This is a genomic window from Nocardiopsis sp. Huas11, from assembly GCF_003634495.1.
GTDB lineage: Bacteria > Actinomycetota > Actinomycetes > Streptosporangiales > Streptosporangiaceae > Nocardiopsis.
This window is the reverse complement of the sequence record NZ_RBKY01000001.1, coordinates 5,534,767-5,556,056: the sequence shown is the minus strand read 5'-3', so window position 1 is coordinate 5,556,056 and position 21,290 is coordinate 5,534,767. Positions and strand designations below refer to the sequence as shown.

The window sequence follows — 21,290 nt, the reverse complement described above, 5'->3', positions numbered from 1 at the left end:
CACAGGTCGGGACGCTCGGGGTCCGGGGCGCCGAGCCCGTCGGTCCCGCCGACCCGTCGGGGCCTACTCGGGGCCCTCGCCCAGACGGGCCGCGAGCCGGTCGCGGTGGCCGGACAGCGTCGAGATCTGCGTCTCCAGCCGGTCCAGCCGCCGACGGTAGATCTCCAGGGTCCGGTGGCAGTACTCCGGGTCGATCCGCTGCCCCAGACACGGGGCGACCAGCTGGAGGTCGGCGACCGTGAGTCCGGAGGCGAACAGCTCACGGATGTTGCGCACCCGCACCACGGCCTCGTCGTCGTACTCCCGCCAGCCCAGGTCCGTGCGGCGTGACTCCAGCAGGCCCTGCTGCTCGTAGTACCGGAGCGACCGGCGGCTGGCGCCGGTGCGCTCGGACAGCTCTCCGATCCTCATCCTCGTACGGTACATCTCCGGCACGGGGTCGGTCCTGCTCAGCCGGCGGCCGTCCGGTCCGGTGCGCCCGGCCGCCGACCGGCGGGCGGGTTCGCCCGTGCCGGGCCGATGGTGAGCAGGAACGACGCCAGCATCAGCGAGGTCGCCGCCACCGGCAGCAGCGCCACTCCCACGGTGCCGATGACGAGCCCGCCGAGCGCGCCGCCCGCCCCCGCGCCCAGATAGAGCGCCGCGATGTTCAGCGCCAGCGCCGTCATCCCGGTCGCCGGGCCCGCGGCCGCCAGGACACTGCCCTGCACCGGCGGTGTCAGACCCCAGGCGAACACGGCCCACAGGGCGATCAGCGCCCCCAGCAGGACCGTGTGGCCGAGGCCGGTGAACACCAGGGCCGCGAGCAGGCCGAGCGCCAGCGCGTGTCCGCCGACCACCGCGGCCAGGGCTCGCTGCGGCCCCATCGAGTCCGACCACCGGCCGCTGAGCAGGGCGCCGGCCAGACCGGCGACGCCGACCACGGCCAGCAGCGCCGTGAGCAGCGCGGAGGAGTCGGAGGAGACACGGGCGGCGTACACCGACAGGTAGCTGTAGAACATCAGCCCGCCCCCGCCGGCGAGGAAGGTCACCAGGACGCAGCGCAGCACCGCCCGGTTCGCCAGCGGCGCGAGCCGCGCGCGCAGGGGAGCGGGCGCGGCCCCGGGCACCTTCGGGGCACTGGCCAGAAGGCCCAGCGCGGCGATCAGGCCGACGCCCGCGATGACCAGGAACGTGGCACGCCACCCCGCCAGGCCGCCGATCCACGCGCCCAGGGGCACGCCGGTGATCAGGGCGACCGTCATGCCCGCGGTGACGACGGAGAGGTAGCGGCCCTCGTGGCCGCGCGGGGCGCCGGCCGCCGCGGTGGCGAAGGCGGCGGCGGTGACCACGGCCGCCGCCAGCGCGGCCACGGCGCGGGTGCCCAGCAGCGTCCAGTAGTCGGGCGCGAGGGCCGCGACGACGTTCGCCGCGACGAAGACGGCCAGGCCGCCCACCATCACCGCGCGCCGGGGCAGGCGTTCGCAGGCCACGGCCATCGTGGGCGCGCCCAGGGCGTAGACCAGGGCGAACACCGTGACCAGCTGGCCGGTGGCGGCGACGGATACCCCCAGGTCGGCGGCGATCAGGGGCAGCACGCCCGCGATGACGAACTCGTCGGTCGCGGTGGCCAGGAGGACGAGGAAGAGGATGAGCAGCCAGAGCGGCGGTCGGCTTGTCATGGGGATCCCTGCGGGTCGGGGCCGGTGGAACGGCCCGGGACACCGGCCACGGGCACCTCCCGCGGTGCCGGGGCGCCGGGCACGGGGGAACGCTAGGCCGTGACACCGGTGTCAGGTTCAAGCCGACCGCCCGCGCCCGGGACCTTCGGCGGGCCCCGAGCGTTCATGGCGGGCCCCGCGCACGCACGGCGGGAGCGTGGCGGGACCCGGGATCCGCCCCCTGGTCAGATGAAGGGCACGACCGCGCAGACGGTGGCCGCGCCGAGGGCCAGCGCGAGCACGCGGTAGTTCTTGTACCACGGTGTACCGGCCAGGTCCTCGGTCCCCTTGCGCCAGGTCGCCGTGCTCCAGGTGATCTCGGAGACCTTGTCCTCCGGCGGGGCCGGGGTGGCCAGGGAGACGGCCACGAAGACCGCCAGGCTCAGAAGGAGCATGATGCCGGTCGCGTACAGGAACTGGATGTCGAACACCCCGAAGACCTCGGTGAGGAAGAACGCGAGCAGCCCGAAGGGGACCACGCTCAGGGTCCATATACCCGCCGGGACGGAGGCGCGCTTCCAGAACAGCCCGCCCAGCAGGACCACGACCAGCGGCATGGTCACGTAGCCCAGGAACGACTGGAAGTAGGCCACGATGCCGGAGAAGGTCGTGATCACCGGTGCCCACAGCGACGCCGCCACCAGGAAGACGCCGACCAGGATCCGCCCGATGGCCAGCAGTTGACGCTCGGTGAACTCCCGCCTGCGCGTCTTGATGAAGTCGTTGACCACGAGGCTGGCCGCGCCGTTGAGCACCGAGTCCAGCGTCGACATCAGGGCGAACAGGAGTGCGGCGATGATGATGCCGCGCAGGCCCACGGGCACGAAGTCGAAGATCAGCGCGGGCCAGATCATGTCGCTGTCGGGCACCTCGTCGGCATCGTAGACGCCGCGTCCCAGGACGCCGGGGAAGATCAGCAGGACCAGTACGGGAAGCTGCAGGGCGCCGGCGAACAGCGCACCCCAGCGGCCGTGGTCGATGTTCTTGGCCGCCAGGACCCGCTGGACGACGATGTGGTTGGTCACCCACACGTAGAACGACAGCCAGATCGCACCGGTGAAGATACCCGGCCAGGGCAGGAAGTCGTCGTCGGCCGGGGGCGCGACCGTGAAACCGCCCTCGGGCGCCAGCTCCGGCAGGACCGACCAGTCGAAGTCGAACTGGGCGAAGACCGTGATGAAGAGCCCGGCGCCGGCGCTGAAGAGCACCACGCCCTGGATGGTGTCGGTGATCATCACCGACTTCAGGCCGCCCACCAGCACGTAACCTCCGCCGAGCAGGGCGATGATCGCTATGTGCACGCCCAGCGGAACCTCGGGGAACAGCAGGGACAGCACGAGCGACCCCGCGAACATCGCGCCGGCGCTGTCGAGCAGCATGGCCGTCACGACGGTGAACCCGGAGAAGGCGTAGCGGGCCCGGCGGTCGTAGCGTCGTTCGAGGAACTCGGGCACCGTCGTGATCTTGGTCTGGAGGTAGAAGGGCAGGATCAGCAGGGCGAACACGAGCAGGACGAGCGTGGCGACCCACTCGTAGTTCCACACGGAGATGCCCGATTCGAACCCGGCGCCGGCCAGGCCCAGATACTGCGTGCCTCCGAACTGGGTCGCGTAGAGGGAGAACCCGACCACGGGCCAGACCATCGTGCGGCCCGCGAGGAAGAAGCTCTCCGAACCCTGCTGCTTGCGCCCGACCCAGAGAGCGATGCCCACGACCGCGGTCACGCTCACCACGACGGCCGCCATGTCCAGGGGAGTCAGGTGGAAGTCCGGCATGAACGTGTCCTATCGGTGCTCTGGCTCCTGGTCCTGGTCCTGGTCCTGGTGCCGGCCGTCCGGTGGCGATCGGTGCGCGCTCCGGTAGTCCTCGGTGTGCACGACCAGGACCGAGCAACGGGCTTCGCGTACCAGGTGCACGGACAGGTCGCCCAGGAGGTAGCGCTGCCCCGGGGTCCCGCCGCGGGCGCCCACGACCAGCAGGCCGACGCCCAGCTCCGCGGCGGTCCCGGTCACCGTCGTCTCGATCCGCTTGCCCAGCCGGACCTCGGCGTGTTCGAGTTCGACACCCGCCGCGGAGAGGTCGGCGGTACGCCGCTCGACCAGTGCCAGGCCCTCTTCGCGCAGCCGTTCGGTGTAGGCCGGTGTGGGCGGAAAGCCGATGACCGTCGGTGACAGCGACCTGACGTGCACGAGAGACAGGGACGAGTTCGTGGCGCGCACCAGCTGCGCTGCCGCGTCGACGGCCCGGTCGGACTCCGGTGAGCCGTCGTCCGCGACGAGGACGGTCGTGGGAAACGAGACCATGCAGGGAACCTCCGATCCTGGAGTCACACCCGGATGCTCTGGCACGCTACCCGGGAGGGATCGCGAGGAACATGAGCGACGCTCCGTCCCGCCCGAACGGTCCGCGCCGACCCGATCCACCGGCCGGCGGCCACGGCCGGCCGGTGGGATCAGCCGGCGTCGCGAACCCCGCTCAGAGCTGGCCGGTGGCCTCGCGCCACGCCCGCTCCTTCTTGATCCACTCGTTGTCCTGCGGGAACTCGTCGATCGTGCTGACCCGGCGGATCTCCGTCTTGAAGCCCGGGCCCGTGATGGGCTGCCGCTTGGCCCACTCCACGGCCTCCTTCTTGGACGCCACGTTGATGATGTAGAAGCCGCCGAACAGCTCCTTGGTCTCGCCGTAGGGCCCGTCGATCACCACGGGCGGTTCGGCGGAGTAGTCCACGACCACACCCTCGGCGGCGTCCTGGAGCCCTTCCGCGGCGACCAGCACACCGGCCCGGATCATTTCTTCGTTGAAGCGGCCGACGGTTTCGAGCATCTCGTCGAAGTCGGTGTCCTCCATCGTGGCGAAGGCCTCGTCGGTCGCGCGCATGATCAGCATGAACTTCATGGGGCTGCCCTTTCCGGGTCTCTCGGTCCCCTCGGCGGGACCTTCTCACCCCTACGTCGAACGGCCATGGAAGGGATCGACACGTCGGTCGAACTTTTTCCGGCCTTTTTCCGGCGACCTTCGGCGGGGCCGCCCCGCTCAGAGCAGGAAGCTGAACAGCGGGTGGTCCGGGGAGACACGTTCGATCCGGTGCGGGGCCGTCGCCATCCGCTTGAGCAGCGGCTCCAGGTCCTCCGGGGCGCCCAGCTCGACCCCGACCAGGGCCGGGCCGGTCTCGCGGTTGCTGCGCTTGACGTACTCGAACAGCGTGATGTCGTCGTCCGGCCCCAGCACGTCGTCGAGGAAGCGGCGCAGGGCGCCCGGCTCCTGCGGGAACTCGACGAGGAAGTAGTGCTTGCGGTCCTCGAACAGCAGCGCCCGTTCCACGATGTCGGCGTAGCGGCTGACGTCGTTGTTGCCGCCGGAGAGCAGGCACACCACGGTCGCGCCCTCGGGCAGCCCCAGGCCGGGGCCGAGCGCGGCGGGGGCCAGCGCGCCCGCGGGCTCGCTGATGATCCCGTCGCTCTGGTACAGGTCCAGCATCTCGACGCAGATCCGCCCCTCGGGGACGGCGACCAGACGGGGACGCCACCGGTCGGCGACCGCGAAGGTGTGCTCGCCGACCAGGCGGACGGCGGCGCCGTCCACGAACGGGTCGACCTCCTCCAGCGCGACCGGGCGCCCGTGTGCGAGTGCCAGCGCCATGCTCGCGGCGCCCCGGGGCTCCGCGCCGATGACCACGACGTCCGGGTACTCCTCCCGGAGCCAGGTGAGCGTCCCGGCCAGCAGGCCACCGCCGCCGACCGGCACGACCACGGCGTCCGGGGCGCGCCCGAGCTGGTCGAGGGCCTCCCTGATCACGGTCCCCTGGCCGGCGATGGTGCGCGGGTCGTCGAAGGCCGGGATCAGGGTCGTGTCGTTCTCGGCCGCGTGGTCGCGCGCGGCCGCGGCCGCCTCGTCGTAGGTGTCGCCGTGCGAGACCACCTCGACGTGGCGACCGCCCAGCCGTGCCACCCGCTCGCGCTTCTGGCGCGGGGTGGTCCGCGGCAGGTACACGCGGGCCCCGACACCGAGCGCGGCGCACGCGAAGGCCACGCCCTGCGCGTGGTTGCCGGCGCTCGCGCACACGACGCCGCGCTCGCGCTGCTCGGCGGGGAGCCGGCTGATGACGTTGTAGGCCCCGCGCACCTTGTAGGAGCGCACCGGGGTGAGGTCCTCGCGCTTGAGCCACACGTCGAGCCCGTGCCGCTCGGACAGGCGCTCGTTGCGCTGTAGGGGCGTCGGGGGCAGTACTCCGGCGAGCCGCTCGGCCGCCTCGGCCACGTCGGCGGCGGTCACCGGGGTCGGAACTGGGCTTGTCGTCACGGACTCGGTCTCCTGGCTGGTGGTGCGAGAGGGCCGCACGAGAAGTGCGCAAGGCGGCCGGGCGGCTCCGCGGTCGCGGCCGGAGCCGGGCGGGACCGGGCGCCCGGCGCCCTCACATGGGGCGGGCCGACTCCGCCGCCGCGTGGATGTGGCGGCGGACGGGTCTCTGGCCACCGTACAGCGCCACCGGGGGACCCGGGCGGGGGCGGCCGCGGTTCACGGGCGCGCGGACGCCGCCAGGAGCGGTCCGGACCCCGGAACGTTCGAGCCCCCGCGGCCGACACGGGGGTGGGGCCGGCCATCGGCAGGCGGGCGGCCCGGGGCGGGGGAGGAGGAGTGCCCGCGCCCGGGCCGCCGCTGGGGGAGGGGTCAGCCGCTGCCGGTGGCGGACTCCACCTCGGCGATGAACTGCTCGGCGGCCTCGGCCGGGGTGAGCTCGCCGAACCCGAGGTCGTCGCTGACGCGGTCGGTGATGTCCACGACCTCGCCCGCGCCGATCGGCGGCGGCGGGTTGCCGTCGACGATGGAGTCCTCGATCCCGGTCATGAACTCCGCCATCCGGGCGTCGCCCTCGGGCAGGTCGTCGATGATGTGCTCGCGCACCTCCAGGTTGGCGGGCAGTCCCAGGTCGGCCAGGAGCAGGTCGGACGCCGCGGGGTCGTTCAGCATGTAGTCGACGAACCGGGCCGCTTCCTCGGGGTGGTCGGTCCCCGACGAGACGGAGTAGAACATGGCCGGCTTGAAGTAGGTGCCGGTCCGGTCGAACTCGCTCTCGCCCGGGTAGCGCAGCAGCTCGATCTCGCGGCCCGACGCCTCGCTGACGTTGCCGACCTGGTTGGTCCAGAAGTGCGCCATCGCGCCGTCGTTGGTGGCCACGACGGACTGGTCGATGCCGCCCGCCTCGATCTCCACGCTCTCGGCCGCGCTGGGCTGGCCGCCGTTCTCCAGCAGCCGCTCGGTGAGCGCGTACCACTCCTCCAGGGTCTCCTGGGAGAAGGCGAGCTCACCGTTGTCGTCGTAGAGGTTCTCCCCGTGCTGGCGGGCGAAGATCTGGAAGCCGGCCTCGTTGTAGCTCATGCTCTGGGCGCCGACGTACTCGCCGTCGGAGCCCTCGGAGATCTCCGCGGCGATCTCGACGTAGTCGTCCCAGGTCCAGGTCTCGTCGTCGGGCATCTCCACGCCCGCGGCCGCGAAGGCCTCGGGGTCGGCGTGGATGGCGTAGGCGTTGACGCCGGTGGCCAGTCCGAAGGTCTGGCCGTCCAGGTCGCCGCTCTCGGCGATCAGCGGGTCCAGCCCGGACAGGTCCAGCCCTTCGAGCTCGCCGAGGTCGGCCAGCGCTCCCCGCTCGCCGTACTCACGCAGGTAGCGCTCCTCCTGCATGAGGACGTCGGGGGAGTCGTTCGCGGCGGTGTTGGTCGCCAGCCGGTCCCAGTAGGCCGACCAGTCGGTGCTCTCGCCCGCGATGCTGATGTCGGGGTTGTCGGCCTCGAAGTTCTCGATGACCTCGCGCATGGTGGCCGCGCGCTCGTCGGAGCCCCACCACGAGAAGCGGAGTTCGACCGTGTCGCCGTCGCCGCCGCCCGATCCGCCGCACGCGGTGGCGGCCATCACCAGAGCCGCGACCGCGGAGGCGGTGGTGAGCAGGGTGGTGCGGCGCCGGGTGCGAGGGGCCCCTCTGCCGGGGTGTACGCGCATGGTGGTCCAATCTCCCTGGGAGGGCGTTGGTGTGGGCTGGGAACACCGGACGGAGTCAGCTCACGCCGAGCTGGTAAGCGCTATCCACGCTGTGGCGTGTTCAGTTTTTAGCATCGGATCACAAAGGGTGTCAATGGTCACATTCCGTCGACGCGTCCTGGATCGGCGCAGATGAGGCCGTTGAAGGAGGAGCGGGTCGGCCGTCGAGGTCGCCGTCGCCCGCTTCCGAAATCGTGGCGTCCGTCGCCTCGGAGCGACGGGAACGTGGCGCTGGGTGCATGCTCCGACCGGCCTCGTCGCCAGATCGGGAAAGCGCTTGCTATCTCGGGGCGCGCCACGCGGCACCCCGCCGGCGGAGGGGACGACGGCGCAGCCCCCCTCGCGGGCGCGGCGTGGGGCGAGGGCTCTGGCCGACCGACCAGGGGCCGATGCCTCGTACAGTGAGAACTCCAGCTCGGGCGGAGGGGATCCTCGACGGCCCGTGACCGAACGCAGGGCCCCGCCGCGGCGGGCGTGCCCCGGAGAGGAACTCCTTGTACCTGGCCCGTATCAAGCTCGACCCCAAGCGCAGTGCCGGCATGGACCAGTGGGCGGCCATGGGTAAGGCCGTACGCAGGGCGGTCGACCCCGACCCCGCGTCCGACGCCCGTGTCCTGTGGGCGCGTACCTCGCCCGCCACGCTGGTGGTCAGCTCCGACACCGCCCCCGCCTGGGGCAAGGTCCCCGGCGCGGTCGCGGCCACGATCCACCCGATGCCGCTGCACCCCGAGGGCGAGACGATCCGGTGGGAGCTCATCTCGGCGCCCACGGGCCAGCGCGCCCCGGAGTCCGACGAGCAGGACGCGCGCCCGCGCGGCAAGCGCGTCCCCCTGCCGGAGGAGGAGTTCGAGGAGTGGCTCGACGGCAAGTTCGGGAGCGCGGTGCGCGTGACCTCGGCGAAGTGGAAGCACCTGGGCGGCAGGCCCGCCCGCTACCACTTCACGGGGACGGCCGAGGTGCGTGACAGCGACGCCCTCCAGGATCTGTGCCTGTCCGGTATCGGCGCCGGCACGGCGACCGGGGCCGGTCTCCTGCTCACCGCCCCGCTGGCCGACCAGTAGACCCGGGCCCCTCGGCCGCCGACTCCTTGTCGCCGTCGCCGTCGCCGTCGCCGGTCGAGCGGCGGGCCGAGGAGCCCCCGGTCACCGGTCCCAGGCGCGGGAGCGCAGCAGGCGCAGCCCGTTGAGGGCCACGACGACCGTCGAACCCTCGTGCCCGGCCACCGCCAGGGCCAGCGGCAGCGTGCCGGCCAGGTCCCAGGCCACCAGCACCACGATGAACGTGCCCGCCACGCACAGGTTGGCGACGACGAACCGCCGCGCCCGCCGGGACAGGGCGACCAACCGGGGCAGGGTCGACAGGTCGTCGCGCACGATGATCGCGTCGGCGGTGTCCAGGGCCAGGTCCGACCCGCGTCGGCCCATGGCCACGCCGGTGGTCGCGGCGGCCATCGCGGGCGCGTCGTTGACCCCGTCGCCCACCAGCAGGACCCGGGTTCCCGCGTCCTCCATCTCCTTGACCGCCGCGGCCTTGTCCTGGGGCAGGAGGTCGGCGCGTACCTCGGTGACGCCCGTGGCCCGGGCGATGTCGGCCGCGGTGGCCGGGTTGTCCCCGGTGAGCAGGTGGACCGGTCCGCCGGTGAGCGCGCCCACCTGCGCCACCGTGGCGGCGGCCTCGGCGCGCAGGGCGTCGGCGAGGACGATCCGCCCCGCCGTCCGCCCGTCCACGGAGACGACGACCCGCGTGCTCGCCGGACCGCCGGGCTCGGCCGGGGCCCGTTCGACCCGGACCAGCGCGCCGTCCACGGTCGCGCTCACCCCGACCCCGGGCAGGGACGCGAAGTCCCGCGCCGCGAGCACGTCGGCGCCCTCCTCCTGGGCGCGGGTACGGATGGCGTCGGCCAGCGGGTGCTCGCTGTAGCGCTCCACGGCCGCGGCCAGCCCCAACACTTCCGTCACCGTGCGGCCCGGTGCGGGGAGGACCTCGGTGACCCGGGGCTCGCCCCGCGTCAGCGTGCCCGTCTTGTCGAAGGCCACCACGTCGGTCCGGCCGATCTGTTCCATCACGGTGGCTGACTTGACCAGGACGCCGTGGCGCCCGGCGTTGGCGATGGCGGCCAGCAGGGGCGGCATCGTCGACAGGACCACCGCACACGGGGAGGCCACGATCATGAACACGATCGCGCGCAGCAGCGCCGACTCGAAGTCCTCGCCCAGCAGGAGGGGGACGGCCAGCACGAGCAGGGTGGCCGCCACCACGATCACGGAGTAGCGCTGCTCGACGCGCTCGATGAACAGCTGTGTCTCGGCCTTGGTCGCCGAGGCCTCCTCGACCAGGGTGACGATGCGCGCGATCACCGACTCCCCGGCCGGGCGGTCCACGCGCACGCGCAGGGCCCCGGTGCCGTTGATGGTGCCCGAGAGGACCTCGTCGCCCTCGCCGCGGGGGATCGGGACCGACTCCCCGGTGATGGCCTGCTGGTCGACCTCGCTGCGGCCGTCCAGGACCGTGCCGTCGGCGCCCACGCGTTCGCCCGGGCGGACCAGGACCGTGTCGCCGACCTGGAGTTCGCGGGTGTCGACGCTCTCCTCGTGCTCGCCGTCGGGGGTGGTGCGCAGCCGCACGGCACGTTCGGGGGCCAGGGTGAGCAGCGCGCTGACGGAGTCGGCCGTGCGCTGGGTGACCACGGCCTCCAGGGCGCCGGACGTGGCGAAGATGACGATGAGCAGGGCGCCGTCGAAGACCTGGCCGATGGAGGCCGCGGCGATCGCGGCCACGATCATGAGCAGGTCCACGTCCAGGGTGCGCTCCCGGGCGGCGCGCAGCCCGGCGAGGGCGGGCTCCCAGCCGCCCGTGCCGTAGCACGCGAGGAACAGGCCCCACCAGAGCCAGGCGGGGGCGCCCAGGAGTTGGGCGGCCCAACCGGCCAGGAACAGCAGCAGCGCGCCCAGGGCCCAGCGGACCTCGGCCAGGCGCAGGCCGGTCCGCAGGAGGGAGGGCGGCCGCACCGTGTCGCGGGCGGAGGGAGTGCGCGCGGGGGCGGAGGTGGCGGAGGGGCTCATCGGACGTCGCCCTCGGGCGCACCCGTGGCGCGGCCGCCGGCCGGACATCCGGCGGATCTCACATCGGCCGGTCCGCCCGCCGGTGCGGTCGCCTCCGCGTCGGCCGGTCCGCCCGGCGCTTCGGCCGCGGCCGCCCCTCCGACGGCCCTGCCGGGTGGCGCGACCCGGGCGCGGTGGTGGGCGGGCTCGACCTCCAGGGCGTGTTCGGCCTGGTAGACGGCGTCGGCGACCAGCTGGCGGGCGTGCTCGTTGGCCAGGCTGTAGTACATCCGGTTGCCCTCCCTGCGGCACGCCACGACCCGGCCCATCCGGAGCTTGGCCAGGTGCTGGGAGACCGAGGGGCCGGGCTTGTCGAGGCGTTCGGCCAACTCGTTGACGGAGAGCTCACCGCCGCGCAGCGCGAGGATGATGCGGACCCGCGTGGCGTCGGCGAGCAGGGTGAGGATCTCCACCGCGTACTCGACGTAGGGGCTGTTCTCGTCGAGCCCGCATCTCTTGCTATCTGCGTTCATACGCAGATAGTAGACATCCACAGTTCGAGGAGCAACCGTCCCCGGTCCGCGGCGGCCACGGTGGGTGGCCGCCGCGAACCCGGGCGCTCATTCGGCGGCCTCGTCCATGACGCGCACGATGGTCCCGACGGCCAGGTCGGGCTGGTCGACGTGGATGTAGTGGCCGCTCTCGTCGGCGGTGCTGAGCACGCTGCCGGTGGAGACCGCGAGCCACCTCTCCTGGCCCTCGGCCCACACGCGCTCCAGGTCGTCGCCGTACTCGGGGATCTCGCCGAGGTACGGAACACCGTGCTGGACGACCTCCACCGGGATGTCGCCGGCGGAGCGGACCTGCGCGTCGCTCTCGATGGTGAGGTTCTCCGGGTTCTCGCCCTGGAACACCGCGAGGTTCTGCGCCCGCACCTGAGCGCCCTCGCCGGTCGCAGACTCGGGGATCACGCCGGTGATGTCGTCCATCATCGTCGGTGACGTGGCGTCCATCAGGACCAGCCCCGCGACCTGGTCGAGGTGGTCGGGCGCGTAGCGGGCGGCGATCAACCCGCCGAGCGAGTGGCCGGCCAGGACGACCGGCCCCTCGCCCGCGATGTCGTCCAGGACGGCGGTCAGCGTCTCCCCGCTGTCGGCGATGCTCTGGGGCCCCTCCGGCGGGTCGCTCTCGCCCTCACCGAACCGGTCGTAGGAGCAGACCCGCTCCGTCTCGCCCAGGGTCTCCTGGAGGTCGGCCATGGTGTCCAGCCCATCGCCCAGCCCGGCCATCAGGACGATGACCGGCCGACCCACCGCCGGGCCGCCGGAGCAGGACACGTGCACGGATCCGCCGTCGACGCTGAGCGTCTTCGTGCCGGTGAAGAGCTGTCCCTCGTTCATCACCTCCTCCGCGGCCGACTCCAGGCCGGACCGCACCTCGGAGGCCACCCCGCAGCCGACCAGGGAAGTGCCGGCCACGGTGCAGCACAGCGCGGTCACGGCGGTCGTGCGGATGGTGCGGAACATGGGGGCCTCCGGGGAGTCGGGATGGGGGGCGACGGCACCGCCCGTGCCGGGTCCCGCCAGGGGAGAGGGAGACAGGAGCGGGGGCGGTCGCCCGTGTGCTGCGAGCGCAGCGCCGTGCAGAACGCTACGGATCCGGTAGCCCCCGGGGCATCACCGCTCAGTGGACACCCGGGTGTGGCTCGCGCGGGGGACCCCCCGGCCGCGGCGGCCCCGCCCGTGTCCCCCGCCAGAGCTACGCGCAGGTGTCCACCCCGAGGTGACGACCGCGCACCCTCCCGGTCCGTAGCGTTTCGACCAGTCGCGGCGCCCCTGCCGCACCACACCAACGAAGGACCCCCATGAGACTTCTCTGGCAACTCCTGGCCGTCGCCGCGGTCGCCTTCCTCGGCGGACAAGGGCTCATGGCGGTCCAGGACAACGCCTGGCTCTCCCTGATCCTGGGCGTCCTGGTCGCCGTGGCCTCGGTGTTCGTCTACCGGTGGGTGGTGCGCCGTACCGAGAAGCGCGACGTGACCGAGCTGGCCTGGACGGGCGCCACCGCCGCCACCGGTTGGGGCACGCTCCTCGGTGTCGGCCTGTTCGCCCTGGTCATCGTCAACATCTCCTTCCTCGGCGGCTACCAGGTCCACGGCCTGGGTTCCCCGATGAGCGCCCTGGGCCTGGTCGGCTTCATGGCCGCCGTCGCGGTGGGCGAGGAGGTGATGTGGCGCGGTGTGCTGTTCCGCGTGATCGAGGAGCGCGCCGGCACCTGGATCTCCCTCGGACTGACCGGTCTGGCCTTCGGCCTGGTGCACCTGATCAACCCGCACGCCACCCTGTGGGGCGCCGTCGCCATCGCCATCGAGGCCGGCGGCATGCTCACCGCCGCCTACGTCGCCACCCGCAGCCTCTGGCTGCCCATCGGTCTGCACTTCGGCTGGAACCTGGCCGCATCCGCCCTCTTCGGCACCGAGGTCTCGGGCAGCGGCACACCCCCCGGTCTGCTGGACGCCACCATGTCGGGCCACGTCCTGGTCACCGGCGGCGACTTCGGCCCCGAGGGCAGTGTGTACTCCGTGGTGTTCTGCGTCATCGCCACCGTGGTGTTCATGTGGATCGCCCGCCGCCGCGGCCGTATCGTTCCCGTCCGCCGGCGCGTCGCGCGGCCCGCCGACGGGACTAGACTTCCCCGGTGACCTGGCTCCGGCGGTTCCCCCCTCTGTGGCGGCGGCTCGACGTCACCGTTCGAGACCTTCCCCTGGCCCTCGTGCTGATGGGCGCCTCGCTGGTCCCCTCCCAGCACGGGTACGGGACCGAGTTCGGCGGCGTGGCCGACCGCCCCTTCGACACCCTGGGCCTGCTCGCCGCCGCCCTGCAGTGCCTGCCCCTGGCCGGGCGGCGGCGGTGGCCGGCCCTGGTCCTGGCCCTCGTGGCGTGCGGTTTCGTCCTCGACCAGCTCAGCGGCTACCACCTGGTCGCGGGCACCGCGCTGCCCATCGCGCTGCTGAGCGCCGGCGCCCACCAGGCCCGGCACCGGCGGACCACCGTGCTGGTGGGCTCGGCGGCCTTCGTCGCGCTGGCCGTCACGGTGGACCGGGTCGCCACGGGCGAGCCCCTGGGCGAGTACCTGATGTTCTACGCGGCGCTGGCCCTCACCTGGGGGATCGGGGCGTGGCTGCGCGCCACCCGCGCGACCGAGGCCGAACGCCGCCGACTCGTCGCCGAGGCCACCCGCACCGCCGAACGCACCCGCATCGCCCGCGAACTCCACGACGTCGTCACCCACCACGTCACCGCGATGGTCGTGCAGACCGAAGCGGCGCGCTACCTGACCGCCGACGCCGAGCGGCTCGACGCGACCCTGACCGCCGTCACCGACACCGGCCGCCGGGCCATCACCGACATGCGCCACCTGCTCGACGTGCTCAACCCCGACCACGCCACCCCCGTCCCCGGGCCCGACGAGGCACTGCTGTCCGTGGTCGAGCAGATCCGCCGGGCGGGGCAGCCGGTGGAGTTCACCGAAGAGGGCACGCCGGCCGCCTCACGCGGCAGCGCCGACCTGGTGGCGCACCGCGTCGTGCAGGAGGCCCTGACCAACGCCCTCAAGTACGCGCACGGCAGCCCCACGACCGTCCGCGTACGCCACCGCCCCGAGGAGATCACCGTGAACGTCAGCACCGACCGCGCCGGGCCTTCGGATGCCGCTCCCGGCGGTGGCGGGCGGGGGCTGATCGGCCTGCGCGAACGCGTGGAGGTCCTGGGCGGCGACTTCGCGGCGGGGCCGGACGAGGGCGGGGGCTTCACCGTGCACGCGCGCATCCCGGCACGCGCACCGGTGGGCGGGTCGGCATGAGCGAGCCGATCCGGGTCCTGGTCTGCGACGACCAGGTACTGATCCGCACGGGCCTGGTCACCATCATCGACGCCCAACCCGACCTCACGATCGTCGGCGAGTGCGCTGACGGCGCGGCCGCGATCGAGCTCGCCGAACGGCTGCGCCCGGACGTCGTGGTGATGGACGTGCGCATGCCGGTCCTCGACGGCATCAAGGCGACCCGGCGCCTGGCGGGGGCCGGGGTGGCCCGGCCCGTCAAGATCCTCGTGGTCACGACGTTCAACCTCGACGAGTACGTCTACGAGGCACTGCGCGCGGGCGCCAGCGGCTTCCTGCTCAAGGACGCGCCCCCGGATCAGCTGCTGAACGGTATCCGGACCGTGGCCACCGGCGCGGCGCTGCTGGACCCCGAGGTCACGCGTCGGCTGGTGGGGCGGTACGCCGCCCGCATCCGGCCCTCCGACACCAAGGTCGACACCCCGCTCACCCCGCGCGAGCTGGAGGTCCTGCGCCTGATCGCCGAAGGGCTGTCCAACGGCGAGATCGCCGCGAGCCTGGTCATCAGCCACGAGACCGTCAAGACGTTCGTCTCGCGCATCCTGACCAAACTCGACCTGCGCGACCGCGTCCAGGCCGTGGTCTACGCCTACCGGCACGGCCTGGTCACCTGACCGCCGTCCAGGCAGCGAAAGGAGGGGATGGACCGTGGCCGTTGAGGGCGTCACGTCCGTGGAGGTGTTCGTGATCGAGGAGGCCGACGGCACCTGTGCCCTGTGGGAGCTGGCGGCGGCCTGGACCGACGATGGATCCGAGGAGGAGCGGCGCGAGGCGGTGCCGCTCCTGCGCGAGGCCGTCGTGAACCTGAGCCGACGCGCCTTCGTCGACGTCCACGTGCTCGTGCGAAGCCCGGGCGGCCCCGAGAGCGCGCAGGCCGTCCCGTCCCACCAGGTGGCGGCCTCGGTCGCGGACGTACGAAGGTGGCTCCGGCCCGACGAGTCGACCGGCCTGGTCACGCTGACGCTGACCGAAGCGGGCGCCTGGTACCTGTGAGTCCGCGGACCCGGTCGTGCCACCGCCGCCTTCACCTCTTCCGGCGCGCCTGCCAGGATGAGTCGGTGGCCGATCTGCTCTGGGACGACGTCGAGGACCTCTTCGATCCCGAGACCATGGGGGCGCTCCCGGACGTGCGGGTGCCCGACACCACGGTGCGCGACTGGCAGGCGCTCCTGGACCTGGTCGTCGAGCGCGGGTGGCGGCACAGCTACTCCGTGGGGGAGATTCCGACAACCCGTCCCCAGGCTCAGGAGGTGCTGTCCCGCCCCGCGGACGCGGAGTGCGCGCAGCTGCGGGTCTGGCCGGCCGACGGAGTGGAGGCGATCTTCCGCTTCCACACCCCGGACGAGATCGACTTCGACGTCGACCTGCGCGAACTCCAGGGCCAGGAGCGCCTGAACGTGCTGTGCGGGTTTTTCGCGGCGATCGGACGACGCCTGGGCAAGCCCGTTCTGATGGACCCCGAAGGCGACCACGGCCACCCGGTCCTGGGATTCGACGTGCGCGCCGACCGCGTCGTCCGGCTCACGGAACCCGAGCTGCACGGGTGGGCACGGCCGGGCTCCGACCGGTGACGGGCACGCTCCGGCCGCCCGCACGGGCCGGACTACGATGGGTGGCGCCCGCAGCGTGAACCCCGAGGAGCCGCACCGATGCCCACCCCCGACAACCCCGGCCGGCGCCCGACCATCGCGGACGTGGCAGGGGCGGCGGGTGTGTCCCGGACGACGGTCTCCCACGCGCTCAACGGCATCGGCAAGGTCGACCCGCGCACCCGTGCGCGCGTCAAGGAGGTCGCCGCCGAGCTCGGCTACCGGCCGAACCTGCGCGCGCAGCGGCTGCGCCGGGGCCAGGCCAAGGCGATCGCGCTCGCCTCGTCCATGCCTTTGGCCGTGGCCGGCGGACCCTCCAGGCTGGGCTTCTACATGGAGGTGGCCGCGGCCGCCGCCGAGCGCGCCCTCAACCACGGCTACGCGCTCGTCCTCGTCCCGCCGGTGGAGTCCGGGTCCGGTCTGGAGTCGGTGGACATCGACGGCGCGATCGTGGTCGAGCCGGACCGCGACGACCCCGTCGTGGCCGAACTGACCACCCGCGGGCTGCCGTACGTGACGCTGGGCCGCCAGATCGGCGCGGGGGACCGCGCGCCCTCCGTGGACCTGCACGGCGGCCCGGTCGCCGAACTGCTGCTGGAGCACCTGCGCGAACAGGGCGCCCGCCGCCCCGCCCTCATCACCGGCACCGGCGACCGGCACACCTACGTGGACGTACGCGAGGTCTTCGCGCGCCTGGCGCGCGAGCACGGCACGCCCGTGCTGTCCGCGACCGCGCCCGAGGAGGGCGGCGAGGAGGCCGGCTACCGCTGCTGTGCGGAACTGCTCGACCAGGACCCCGACATCGACGCGGTCTGCGCGATGGTGGACACCTTCGCGGTCGGAGCGGTCCGGGCCATCGCCGCCAGCGGCCGCAGGGTGCCCGACGACGTCATGGTGGTCACCCGCTACGACGGGATCCGCGCCAGGACCTGCGAACCGCCGCTGACCGCCGTGGACCTGCACCTGGACGAGGCGGCCGTGGGCGCCGTCGAACTCCTGCTGGAGCACCTGCGCGGTGACACCGCCCGGGCCCTGGCCGGCACACCCCGCCCCGGCCTCCTCCCCCGAGCCTCGTCGGCGCGGGTCACGGCCCGAGCATGAGCACTCCGCCCGAGACCAGCGCGAACACCAGGACGGTGATCCGCATCCGGGCGGCGTTGAGGTGGCGGTGCGTGAGCCTGCTCAGCCAGACGCCCACCACCACCGCCGGAACGGCCAGCAGCGCGGGCGTCAACTGGTCGGCCCGGGCCTGCCCGAACGCGAACAGCGCCGCGAGCGAGGCCACCTCGCCGGCGAGGAAGCACACGGCGACCGTCGCCCGCAGCTCCGCGGGCGGCCGGTGCTGGTAGACCAGCGCCAGCGGAGGTCCGCCCACACCGGTCGCCGTCTCGGTGAGGCCGGTGACCGCGCCCGCCGTCAGGTAGGCGGCGCGGCCCGGTGTGAAGGACGGGGCCACCAGGCTGACCGCCGCCGCCAGCACCGTCGCCCCACCCACGAGCAGGCCGAGGTGGCGGTCGGGGACCGCCATCAGCAGGAGCAGCCCGGCAGGGGTGGCGGCCAGCCGGGCGACGGTGATCCAGCCGGCGCCCCGCAGGTCCAGCGCCGCACGCTCCCGCCAGGCCACGTACAGGTTCAGCGGGATCATCACGGCGAGCAGGAACACCGGCAGCGTCGCGGGCGCCACGATGCCCACCACCGGGGCGACGATCAGTGCGAACCCCAGCCCGCTGCTGCCCTGCACGAAGGCCGCGACCGCCACCACCACCGCCACCAGGGCCAGGACTTCGAGGCTCACTGCGCCGCGCTCCGGGCCCGGTGCTCGATGGAGGTGGGGTGCGCGCGCGTGACGGGAGCCCGCGCGCCGATCTCACGACCCACCCGCGCCGTGGTCTCGACCAGCGCGGGCCCGTCCCAGTCGAGCGGCCATCCCTGCCACAGCCGCAGTCGCCCGGCGACGACCACGGCGGTGATCTGGTCGCGTCCCACGAGCCTGACCAGCTCCCAGGGCAGATCCCACGACGGGGTCAGCTCGGGCACCGCCAGATCCACGAGAAGGAAGTCGGCCGCCAGTCCCGTGGCGACGCGGCCGGTGAGCGCCCCGAGCCCGACCGCGTCCGCGCCCAGGCTCGTCGCGTGCTCCAGCCAGGTCCAGCCGCCCCCGCAGGAGGAGTCGCCCGTGTGCAGGCCGAAGGCCAGCCGTTGCGCGGTCTCCGCGGCGTCCACCAGGCGGAACGCGTCCCCGCGCGTGCCGTCGGTGCCCAGTCCGAACCTGATCCCCGCCTCGGCCATGGCCGAAGCGGGGGCGACCGCGTTGCCCTTCCAAGCGCTCGCCACCGGGTTGTAGCTGATCGCCGCGCCGGTCTCGCGCAGCAGGGTGAGCTCGTGCGGGGTGACCAGGGTCGCGTGCGCGCCGAGCAGCCAGGGGCCGAGCACGCCCGCGGAGTGCAGGTACTCCAGGGGGCGCATGCCGTGCTGGAGGAGGCTGCGCTCCACACCCGCGAGGTGTTCATTCACGTGGATCTGCACGATCGCGCCCGCCTCGCGGGCCAGGTCGGCGGTCGAGCGCAGGGTCCGCTCGGTGGCGGACTCGGGGGTGGGCAGCGCGAGGGACGGATGGACGAGGTCGTGGTGCTCGTAGCGGGACAGGTGCCGGCCCGCCATGGCCAGCGCGTCGGCCGCGGCCTGGGGCGGGGTGTCGGGATCGGAGCAGACCACCTGCCCGAGGACGCAGCGGATCCCGGCGTCGGTGGCGGCCCGCCCGATGACGCCGGTGTCCACGGGCGCGCGGGTCCCGGCCTCGGCGACCGTGGTGAAGCCGCCGCGCAGGGACTCCAGGGCCGCGAGCTTGGCGGCCAGGTAGGCGCTCTCCTCGTCCAGCGCGCCTTCGAGCGGCACCCATACCCGGCGGAAGATCTCCGAGGGCTCACCGAAGGCGAGCGAGGAGCCGAAGGACTGGGTCAGGTGGTGGTGCGCGTCGACGAAGCCGGGCATCAGCAGATGGCCGTCGAGACGGACCGGGGTGAGGCGGGGGTGCTCGCGGATCAGCCGTTCGGCCGGTCCGACGGCGGCGAACACCCCGTCCGCGACCACGACCGCGTGGTCGCGGACGGGGCCGTCCGCCAGCAGGAGCACCTCCGGGACCAGCAGTGACGGATCGGCGTCGAATCGGTCCGGGGTCGGCTTGCTCATGGTTCCTTTTCAGGGTCGGTGGGCGTAGTTCTCGGTCGGTTCGTGCGGGCGCGGTTCGCGCGGGGGAGTGAGAGGGAGGGCCAGGCGTGTGCCGCCGTGGGCGCCGCCCGTCGTGAGCGGCACGGCCGGCCCACGACGGGCGCGACGCCCCTAGAAGCGGAGGTCGTCCTCCATGGGCTCGGGGGAGCGGCCGGGATCGGCCGTACCGTCGGCGGGTGCGGGGGAGTGACCGGGGTCGGCCGTACCGTCGGCCGCGTCGGGGTGACCGTCGGGAGTGGTCCGGCCGTCGGCCGCGTCGGGCCGGCTCGGGCTCTCGGTCCCATCCTCGGTGGACGGTCGGGCGGTGCCGTACAGGCGGGGCCGCAGGTGGTGGAAGAGCGCGTTGAGGACGGCGGCGCTGACGGCGCCGACCGCGACACCGCTCTCCAGGAGGATCCGGGCGTTGGGCGGGAAGGCCTCGTACATGCCGGGCACGAGGATCGGCATCAGCCCGAGGGCGAGTGCGGCGCCGATGATGAAGGTGTTGGTGTGGTCGTCCAGTGCGGTGCGCTGGAGCATCTGCACGCCCAGGACGATGACCACACCGAATACCAGCACCGCGGTCCCGCCGACCACCGGGGCGGGGATCGCGCTGACCACGGCGGTGATCGGCGCCACGAACCCGATGACGATGAGGATGATCCCGGCGGCCACGGTGACGAACCGGCTGCGGACGCCGGTCACGCGGACGATGCCGATGTTCTCCCCGCTGCACACCATCAGCGGGGTGCCGAAGAAGCCGCCGGCCAGCGAGGTCAGCGCTTCGGCGCGGATGGTCCTGGGCGCGTCGCGGCGGATGTCGACGTCCCTGCCGACGGCCTGTCCGTTGACGACCGTCTGGCCGGTGGTCTCGGCCATGGAGGCGAAGCTGTAGATGAGCAGCGGGACCGAGGCGAGCAGGCTGAACTCCGGAACGCCGAACGGCATCGGCTGGGGCGCCTGCACGAACCCGCTGTCGGCCACCCCGCTGAAGTCGGTGGTCCCGAGCAGGACCGCCAGGACGGTGCCGCTGACGAAGCCGAGCATCACGGCGATCTGCCGCAGGACTCCGGTGAACAGCCAGAAGAAGGCGATGGTGAAGCCGATGGTGGCCATTCCCAGCAGCAGCGCGCGCGGGTCCCCGAAGTCGGGGTCGCCGGGGCGGCCGGTGATCAGGAACGCGCTGACCTTCACCAGGTTCACGCCGACGATGACGATCATCGTGCCGATGACCAGGGCCGGGAAGAACTTCAGCAGCCGGGTGAACACGGGCAGGACGACGAGGTAGAAGACCGAGGTGATGATCACCGCGCCGACGGCGGTGCGCACGCCGTGCTGCTCGGCGATCGAGATGAACAGCACCACCGGTGCGCCGCCGGGCAGCATGACGAAGGGCAGTCTGGCGCCGATCCTGAACGGGCCGAGCGACTGCAGCAGTGAGCCGATGCCGGACAGCACGAACGAGGCGGCGAGCAGGTTCACGCTGAGTTCGGTGGACAGCCCGAGGGCCGCGCTGACGATGAAGACGCTGGAGATCGGTGCGGCCGCCATGACCAGCACGTGCTGGAGGCCGAAGAGCGCCATTCTGCTGAGGGGACGGTACTCGTCCACGGGGTGCCGGGGGGTTGTCACCACGGTGGGCTCCGTTCGTAGGGACTGCTGCCGAACCGCTTCGGCCAGTGCCCCCGCCTTGGCCAAATCGATTTGGCCGTCAGTATGCGGGGAGGTCCGGGGCAGCGTCAAGGGGGTCGACGGGAAAGACCCGCGACCGCCGGCCGGACCGGTCGGCCCGGCCGGCGGTCGGATTCGACCAGGTCACG

Annotated in this window: 20 protein-coding genes; 7 read left to right on the top strand and 13 right to left on the bottom strand. The window is 73.1% G+C overall.

The window, feature by feature from the left end:
* Positions 1-63: 63 nt before the first annotated feature.
* From DFP74_RS25155 to DFP74_RS25125, 7 genes are all read right to left on the bottom strand, one after another.
* A complete protein-coding gene (locus DFP74_RS25155; protein WP_121188502.1) occupies positions 64-411 on the bottom strand; it encodes a MerR family transcriptional regulator in 348 nt (115 codons plus the stop codon).
* A 38-nt stretch (positions 412-449) separates the two neighbouring features.
* Positions 450-1,661, bottom strand: a complete 1,212-nt coding sequence (locus DFP74_RS25150; RefSeq protein ID WP_121185352.1) for an MFS transporter — start codon at positions 1,659-1,661, stop codon at positions 450-452.
* 224 nt (positions 1,662-1,885) lie between these two features.
* Positions 1,886-3,475, bottom strand: a complete 1,590-nt coding sequence (locus tag DFP74_RS25145) for a sodium/solute symporter (RefSeq protein WP_121185350.1) — start codon at positions 3,473-3,475, stop codon at positions 1,886-1,888.
* A gap of 9 nt (positions 3,476-3,484) precedes the next feature.
* Positions 3,485-4,003 (bottom strand): universal stress protein, encoded by a 519-nt coding sequence (locus tag DFP74_RS25140; protein WP_121185348.1) that lies wholly within the window; start codon positions 4,001-4,003, stop codon positions 3,485-3,487.
* A 172-nt stretch (positions 4,004-4,175) separates the two neighbouring features.
* Positions 4,176-4,595 (bottom strand): YciI family protein, encoded by a 420-nt coding sequence (locus DFP74_RS25135; RefSeq protein WP_121185346.1) that lies wholly within the window; start codon positions 4,593-4,595, stop codon positions 4,176-4,178.
* 138 nt (positions 4,596-4,733) lie between these two features.
* Positions 4,734-5,999 carry a threonine ammonia-lyase IlvA gene (ilvA, locus tag DFP74_RS25130; protein WP_199725779.1) on the bottom strand — a complete coding sequence of 422 codons (1,266 nt, stop codon included), beginning with the start codon at positions 5,997-5,999 and terminating at the stop codon, positions 4,734-4,736.
* Between the two features lie 369 nt (positions 6,000-6,368).
* Positions 6,369-7,694 (bottom strand): ABC transporter substrate-binding protein, encoded by a 1,326-nt coding sequence (locus DFP74_RS25125; RefSeq protein ID WP_121185342.1) that lies wholly within the window; start codon positions 7,692-7,694, stop codon positions 6,369-6,371.
* Between the two features lie 533 nt (positions 7,695-8,227).
* On the opposite strand from DFP74_RS25125, the gene DFP74_RS25120 reads away from it, so the two are divergent.
* On the top strand, positions 8,228-8,794 hold the full coding sequence (locus DFP74_RS25120; RefSeq protein WP_121185340.1) for a type I-E CRISPR-associated protein Cas6/Cse3/CasE: 567 nt from the start codon (positions 8,228-8,230) through the stop codon (positions 8,792-8,794).
* A gap of 81 nt (positions 8,795-8,875) precedes the next feature.
* On the opposite strand, the gene DFP74_RS25115 is transcribed toward DFP74_RS25120, so the two are convergent.
* From DFP74_RS25115 to DFP74_RS25105, 3 genes are all read right to left on the bottom strand, one after another.
* Positions 8,876-10,795 carry a heavy metal translocating P-type ATPase gene (locus DFP74_RS25115; protein ID WP_121185338.1) on the bottom strand — a complete coding sequence of 640 codons (1,920 nt, stop codon included), beginning with the start codon at positions 10,793-10,795 and terminating at the stop codon, positions 8,876-8,878.
* Complete coding sequence (locus DFP74_RS25110) at positions 10,792-11,307, bottom strand: metalloregulator ArsR/SmtB family transcription factor (RefSeq protein WP_199725778.1); 516 nt, start codon at positions 11,305-11,307, stop codon at positions 10,792-10,794. The genes DFP74_RS25115 and DFP74_RS25110 overlap by 4 nt, the downstream gene beginning before the upstream one ends.
* 87 nt (positions 11,308-11,394) lie before the next feature.
* Positions 11,395-12,300 (bottom strand): alpha/beta fold hydrolase, encoded by a 906-nt coding sequence (locus DFP74_RS25105; RefSeq protein WP_121185336.1) that lies wholly within the window; start codon positions 12,298-12,300, stop codon positions 11,395-11,397.
* Positions 12,301-12,638: 338 nt separating this feature from the next.
* On the opposite strand from DFP74_RS25105, the gene DFP74_RS25100 reads away from it, so the two are divergent.
* The 6 genes from DFP74_RS25100 to DFP74_RS25075 all read left to right on the top strand — a co-directional run bounded on the left by DFP74_RS25100 (position 12,639) and on the right by DFP74_RS25075 (position 17,364).
* Entirely contained in the window at positions 12,639-13,475 is an 837-nt protein-coding gene (locus DFP74_RS25100) for a CPBP family intramembrane glutamic endopeptidase (RefSeq protein WP_121185334.1), read from the top strand.
* Positions 13,472-14,635, top strand: coding sequence for a sensor histidine kinase (locus DFP74_RS25095; RefSeq protein WP_121185332.1), 1,164 nt, complete (start codon positions 13,472-13,474; stop codon positions 14,633-14,635). The genes DFP74_RS25100 and DFP74_RS25095 overlap by 4 nt, the downstream gene beginning before the upstream one ends.
* Positions 14,632-15,288: a response regulator transcription factor gene (locus tag DFP74_RS25090; protein WP_121185330.1), complete on the top strand. Its 657-nt coding sequence runs from the start codon at positions 14,632-14,634 to the stop codon at positions 15,286-15,288. Before DFP74_RS25095 ends, DFP74_RS25090 begins: the two co-directional genes overlap by 4 nt.
* 34 nt (positions 15,289-15,322) lie before the next feature.
* Positions 15,323-15,667 carry a hypothetical protein gene (locus DFP74_RS25085; RefSeq protein ID WP_121185328.1) on the top strand — a complete coding sequence of 115 codons (345 nt, stop codon included), beginning with the start codon at positions 15,323-15,325 and terminating at the stop codon, positions 15,665-15,667.
* Between the two features lie 65 nt (positions 15,668-15,732).
* On the top strand, positions 15,733-16,245 hold the full coding sequence (locus DFP74_RS25080; RefSeq protein ID WP_121185326.1) for a hypothetical protein: 513 nt from the start codon (positions 15,733-15,735) through the stop codon (positions 16,243-16,245).
* 78 nt (positions 16,246-16,323) lie between these two features.
* Complete coding sequence (locus DFP74_RS25075; protein WP_121185324.1) at positions 16,324-17,364, top strand: LacI family DNA-binding transcriptional regulator; 1,041 nt, start codon at positions 16,324-16,326, stop codon at positions 17,362-17,364.
* Here the strand turns inward: DFP74_RS25075 and DFP74_RS25070 are convergent.
* The 3 genes from DFP74_RS25070 to DFP74_RS25060 form a co-directional block, all read right to left on the bottom strand.
* Entirely contained in the window at positions 17,348-18,058 is a 711-nt protein-coding gene (locus DFP74_RS25070) for a sulfite exporter TauE/SafE family protein (RefSeq protein WP_121185322.1), read from the bottom strand. The two genes, DFP74_RS25075 and DFP74_RS25070, sit on opposite strands and share 17 nt — an antisense overlap.
* Complete coding sequence (locus DFP74_RS25065) at positions 18,055-19,452, bottom strand: amidohydrolase family protein (protein ID WP_121185320.1); 1,398 nt, start codon at positions 19,450-19,452, stop codon at positions 18,055-18,057. Before DFP74_RS25065 ends, DFP74_RS25070 begins: the two co-directional genes overlap by 4 nt.
* Positions 19,453-19,602: 150 nt before the next feature.
* The gene (locus DFP74_RS25060) at positions 19,603-21,105 is read right to left on the bottom strand and encodes a uracil-xanthine permease family protein (protein ID WP_233571153.1); all 1,503 of its coding nucleotides are present in this window, start codon (positions 21,103-21,105) and stop codon (positions 19,603-19,605) included.
* Between the last annotated feature and the right edge of the window lie 185 nt (positions 21,106-21,290).

Excerpts from the sequence above, each read along its gene's own strand:
- DFP74_RS25155 (WP_121188502.1), bottom strand. The coding sequence starts at position 411 with ATGAGGATCGGAGAGCTGTCCGAGCGCACCGGCGCCAGCCGCCGGTCG.
- DFP74_RS25150 (WP_121185352.1), bottom strand. The coding sequence starts at position 1,661 with ATGACAAGCCGACCGCCGCTCTGGCTGCTCATCCTCTTCCTCGTCCTC.
- DFP74_RS25145 (WP_121185350.1), bottom strand. The coding sequence starts at position 3,475 with ATGCCGGACTTCCACCTGACTCCCCTGGACATGGCGGCCGTCGTGGTG.
- DFP74_RS25140 (WP_121185348.1), bottom strand. The coding sequence starts at position 4,003 with ATGGTCTCGTTTCCCACGACCGTCCTCGTCGCGGACGACGGCTCACCG.
- DFP74_RS25135 (WP_121185346.1), bottom strand. The coding sequence starts at position 4,595 with ATGAAGTTCATGCTGATCATGCGCGCGACCGACGAGGCCTTCGCCACG.
- DFP74_RS25125 (WP_121185342.1), bottom strand. The coding sequence starts at position 7,694 with ATGCGCGTACACCCCGGCAGAGGGGCCCCTCGCACCCGGCGCCGCACC.
- DFP74_RS25115 (WP_121185338.1), bottom strand. The coding sequence starts at position 10,795 with ATGAGCCCCTCCGCCACCTCCGCCCCCGCGCGCACTCCCTCCGCCCGC.
- DFP74_RS25110 (WP_199725778.1), bottom strand. The coding sequence starts at position 11,307 with ATGAACGCAGATAGCAAGAGATGCGGGCTCGACGAGAACAGCCCCTAC.
- DFP74_RS25105 (WP_121185336.1), bottom strand. The coding sequence starts at position 12,300 with ATGTTCCGCACCATCCGCACGACCGCCGTGACCGCGCTGTGCTGCACC.
- DFP74_RS25100 (WP_121185334.1), top strand. The coding sequence starts at position 12,639 with ATGAGACTTCTCTGGCAACTCCTGGCCGTCGCCGCGGTCGCCTTCCTC.
- DFP74_RS25090 (WP_121185330.1), top strand. The coding sequence starts at position 14,632 with ATGAGCGAGCCGATCCGGGTCCTGGTCTGCGACGACCAGGTACTGATC.
- DFP74_RS25075 (WP_121185324.1), top strand. The coding sequence starts at position 16,324 with ATGCCCACCCCCGACAACCCCGGCCGGCGCCCGACCATCGCGGACGTG.
- DFP74_RS25065 (WP_121185320.1), bottom strand. The coding sequence starts at position 19,452 with ATGAGCAAGCCGACCCCGGACCGATTCGACGCCGATCCGTCACTGCTG.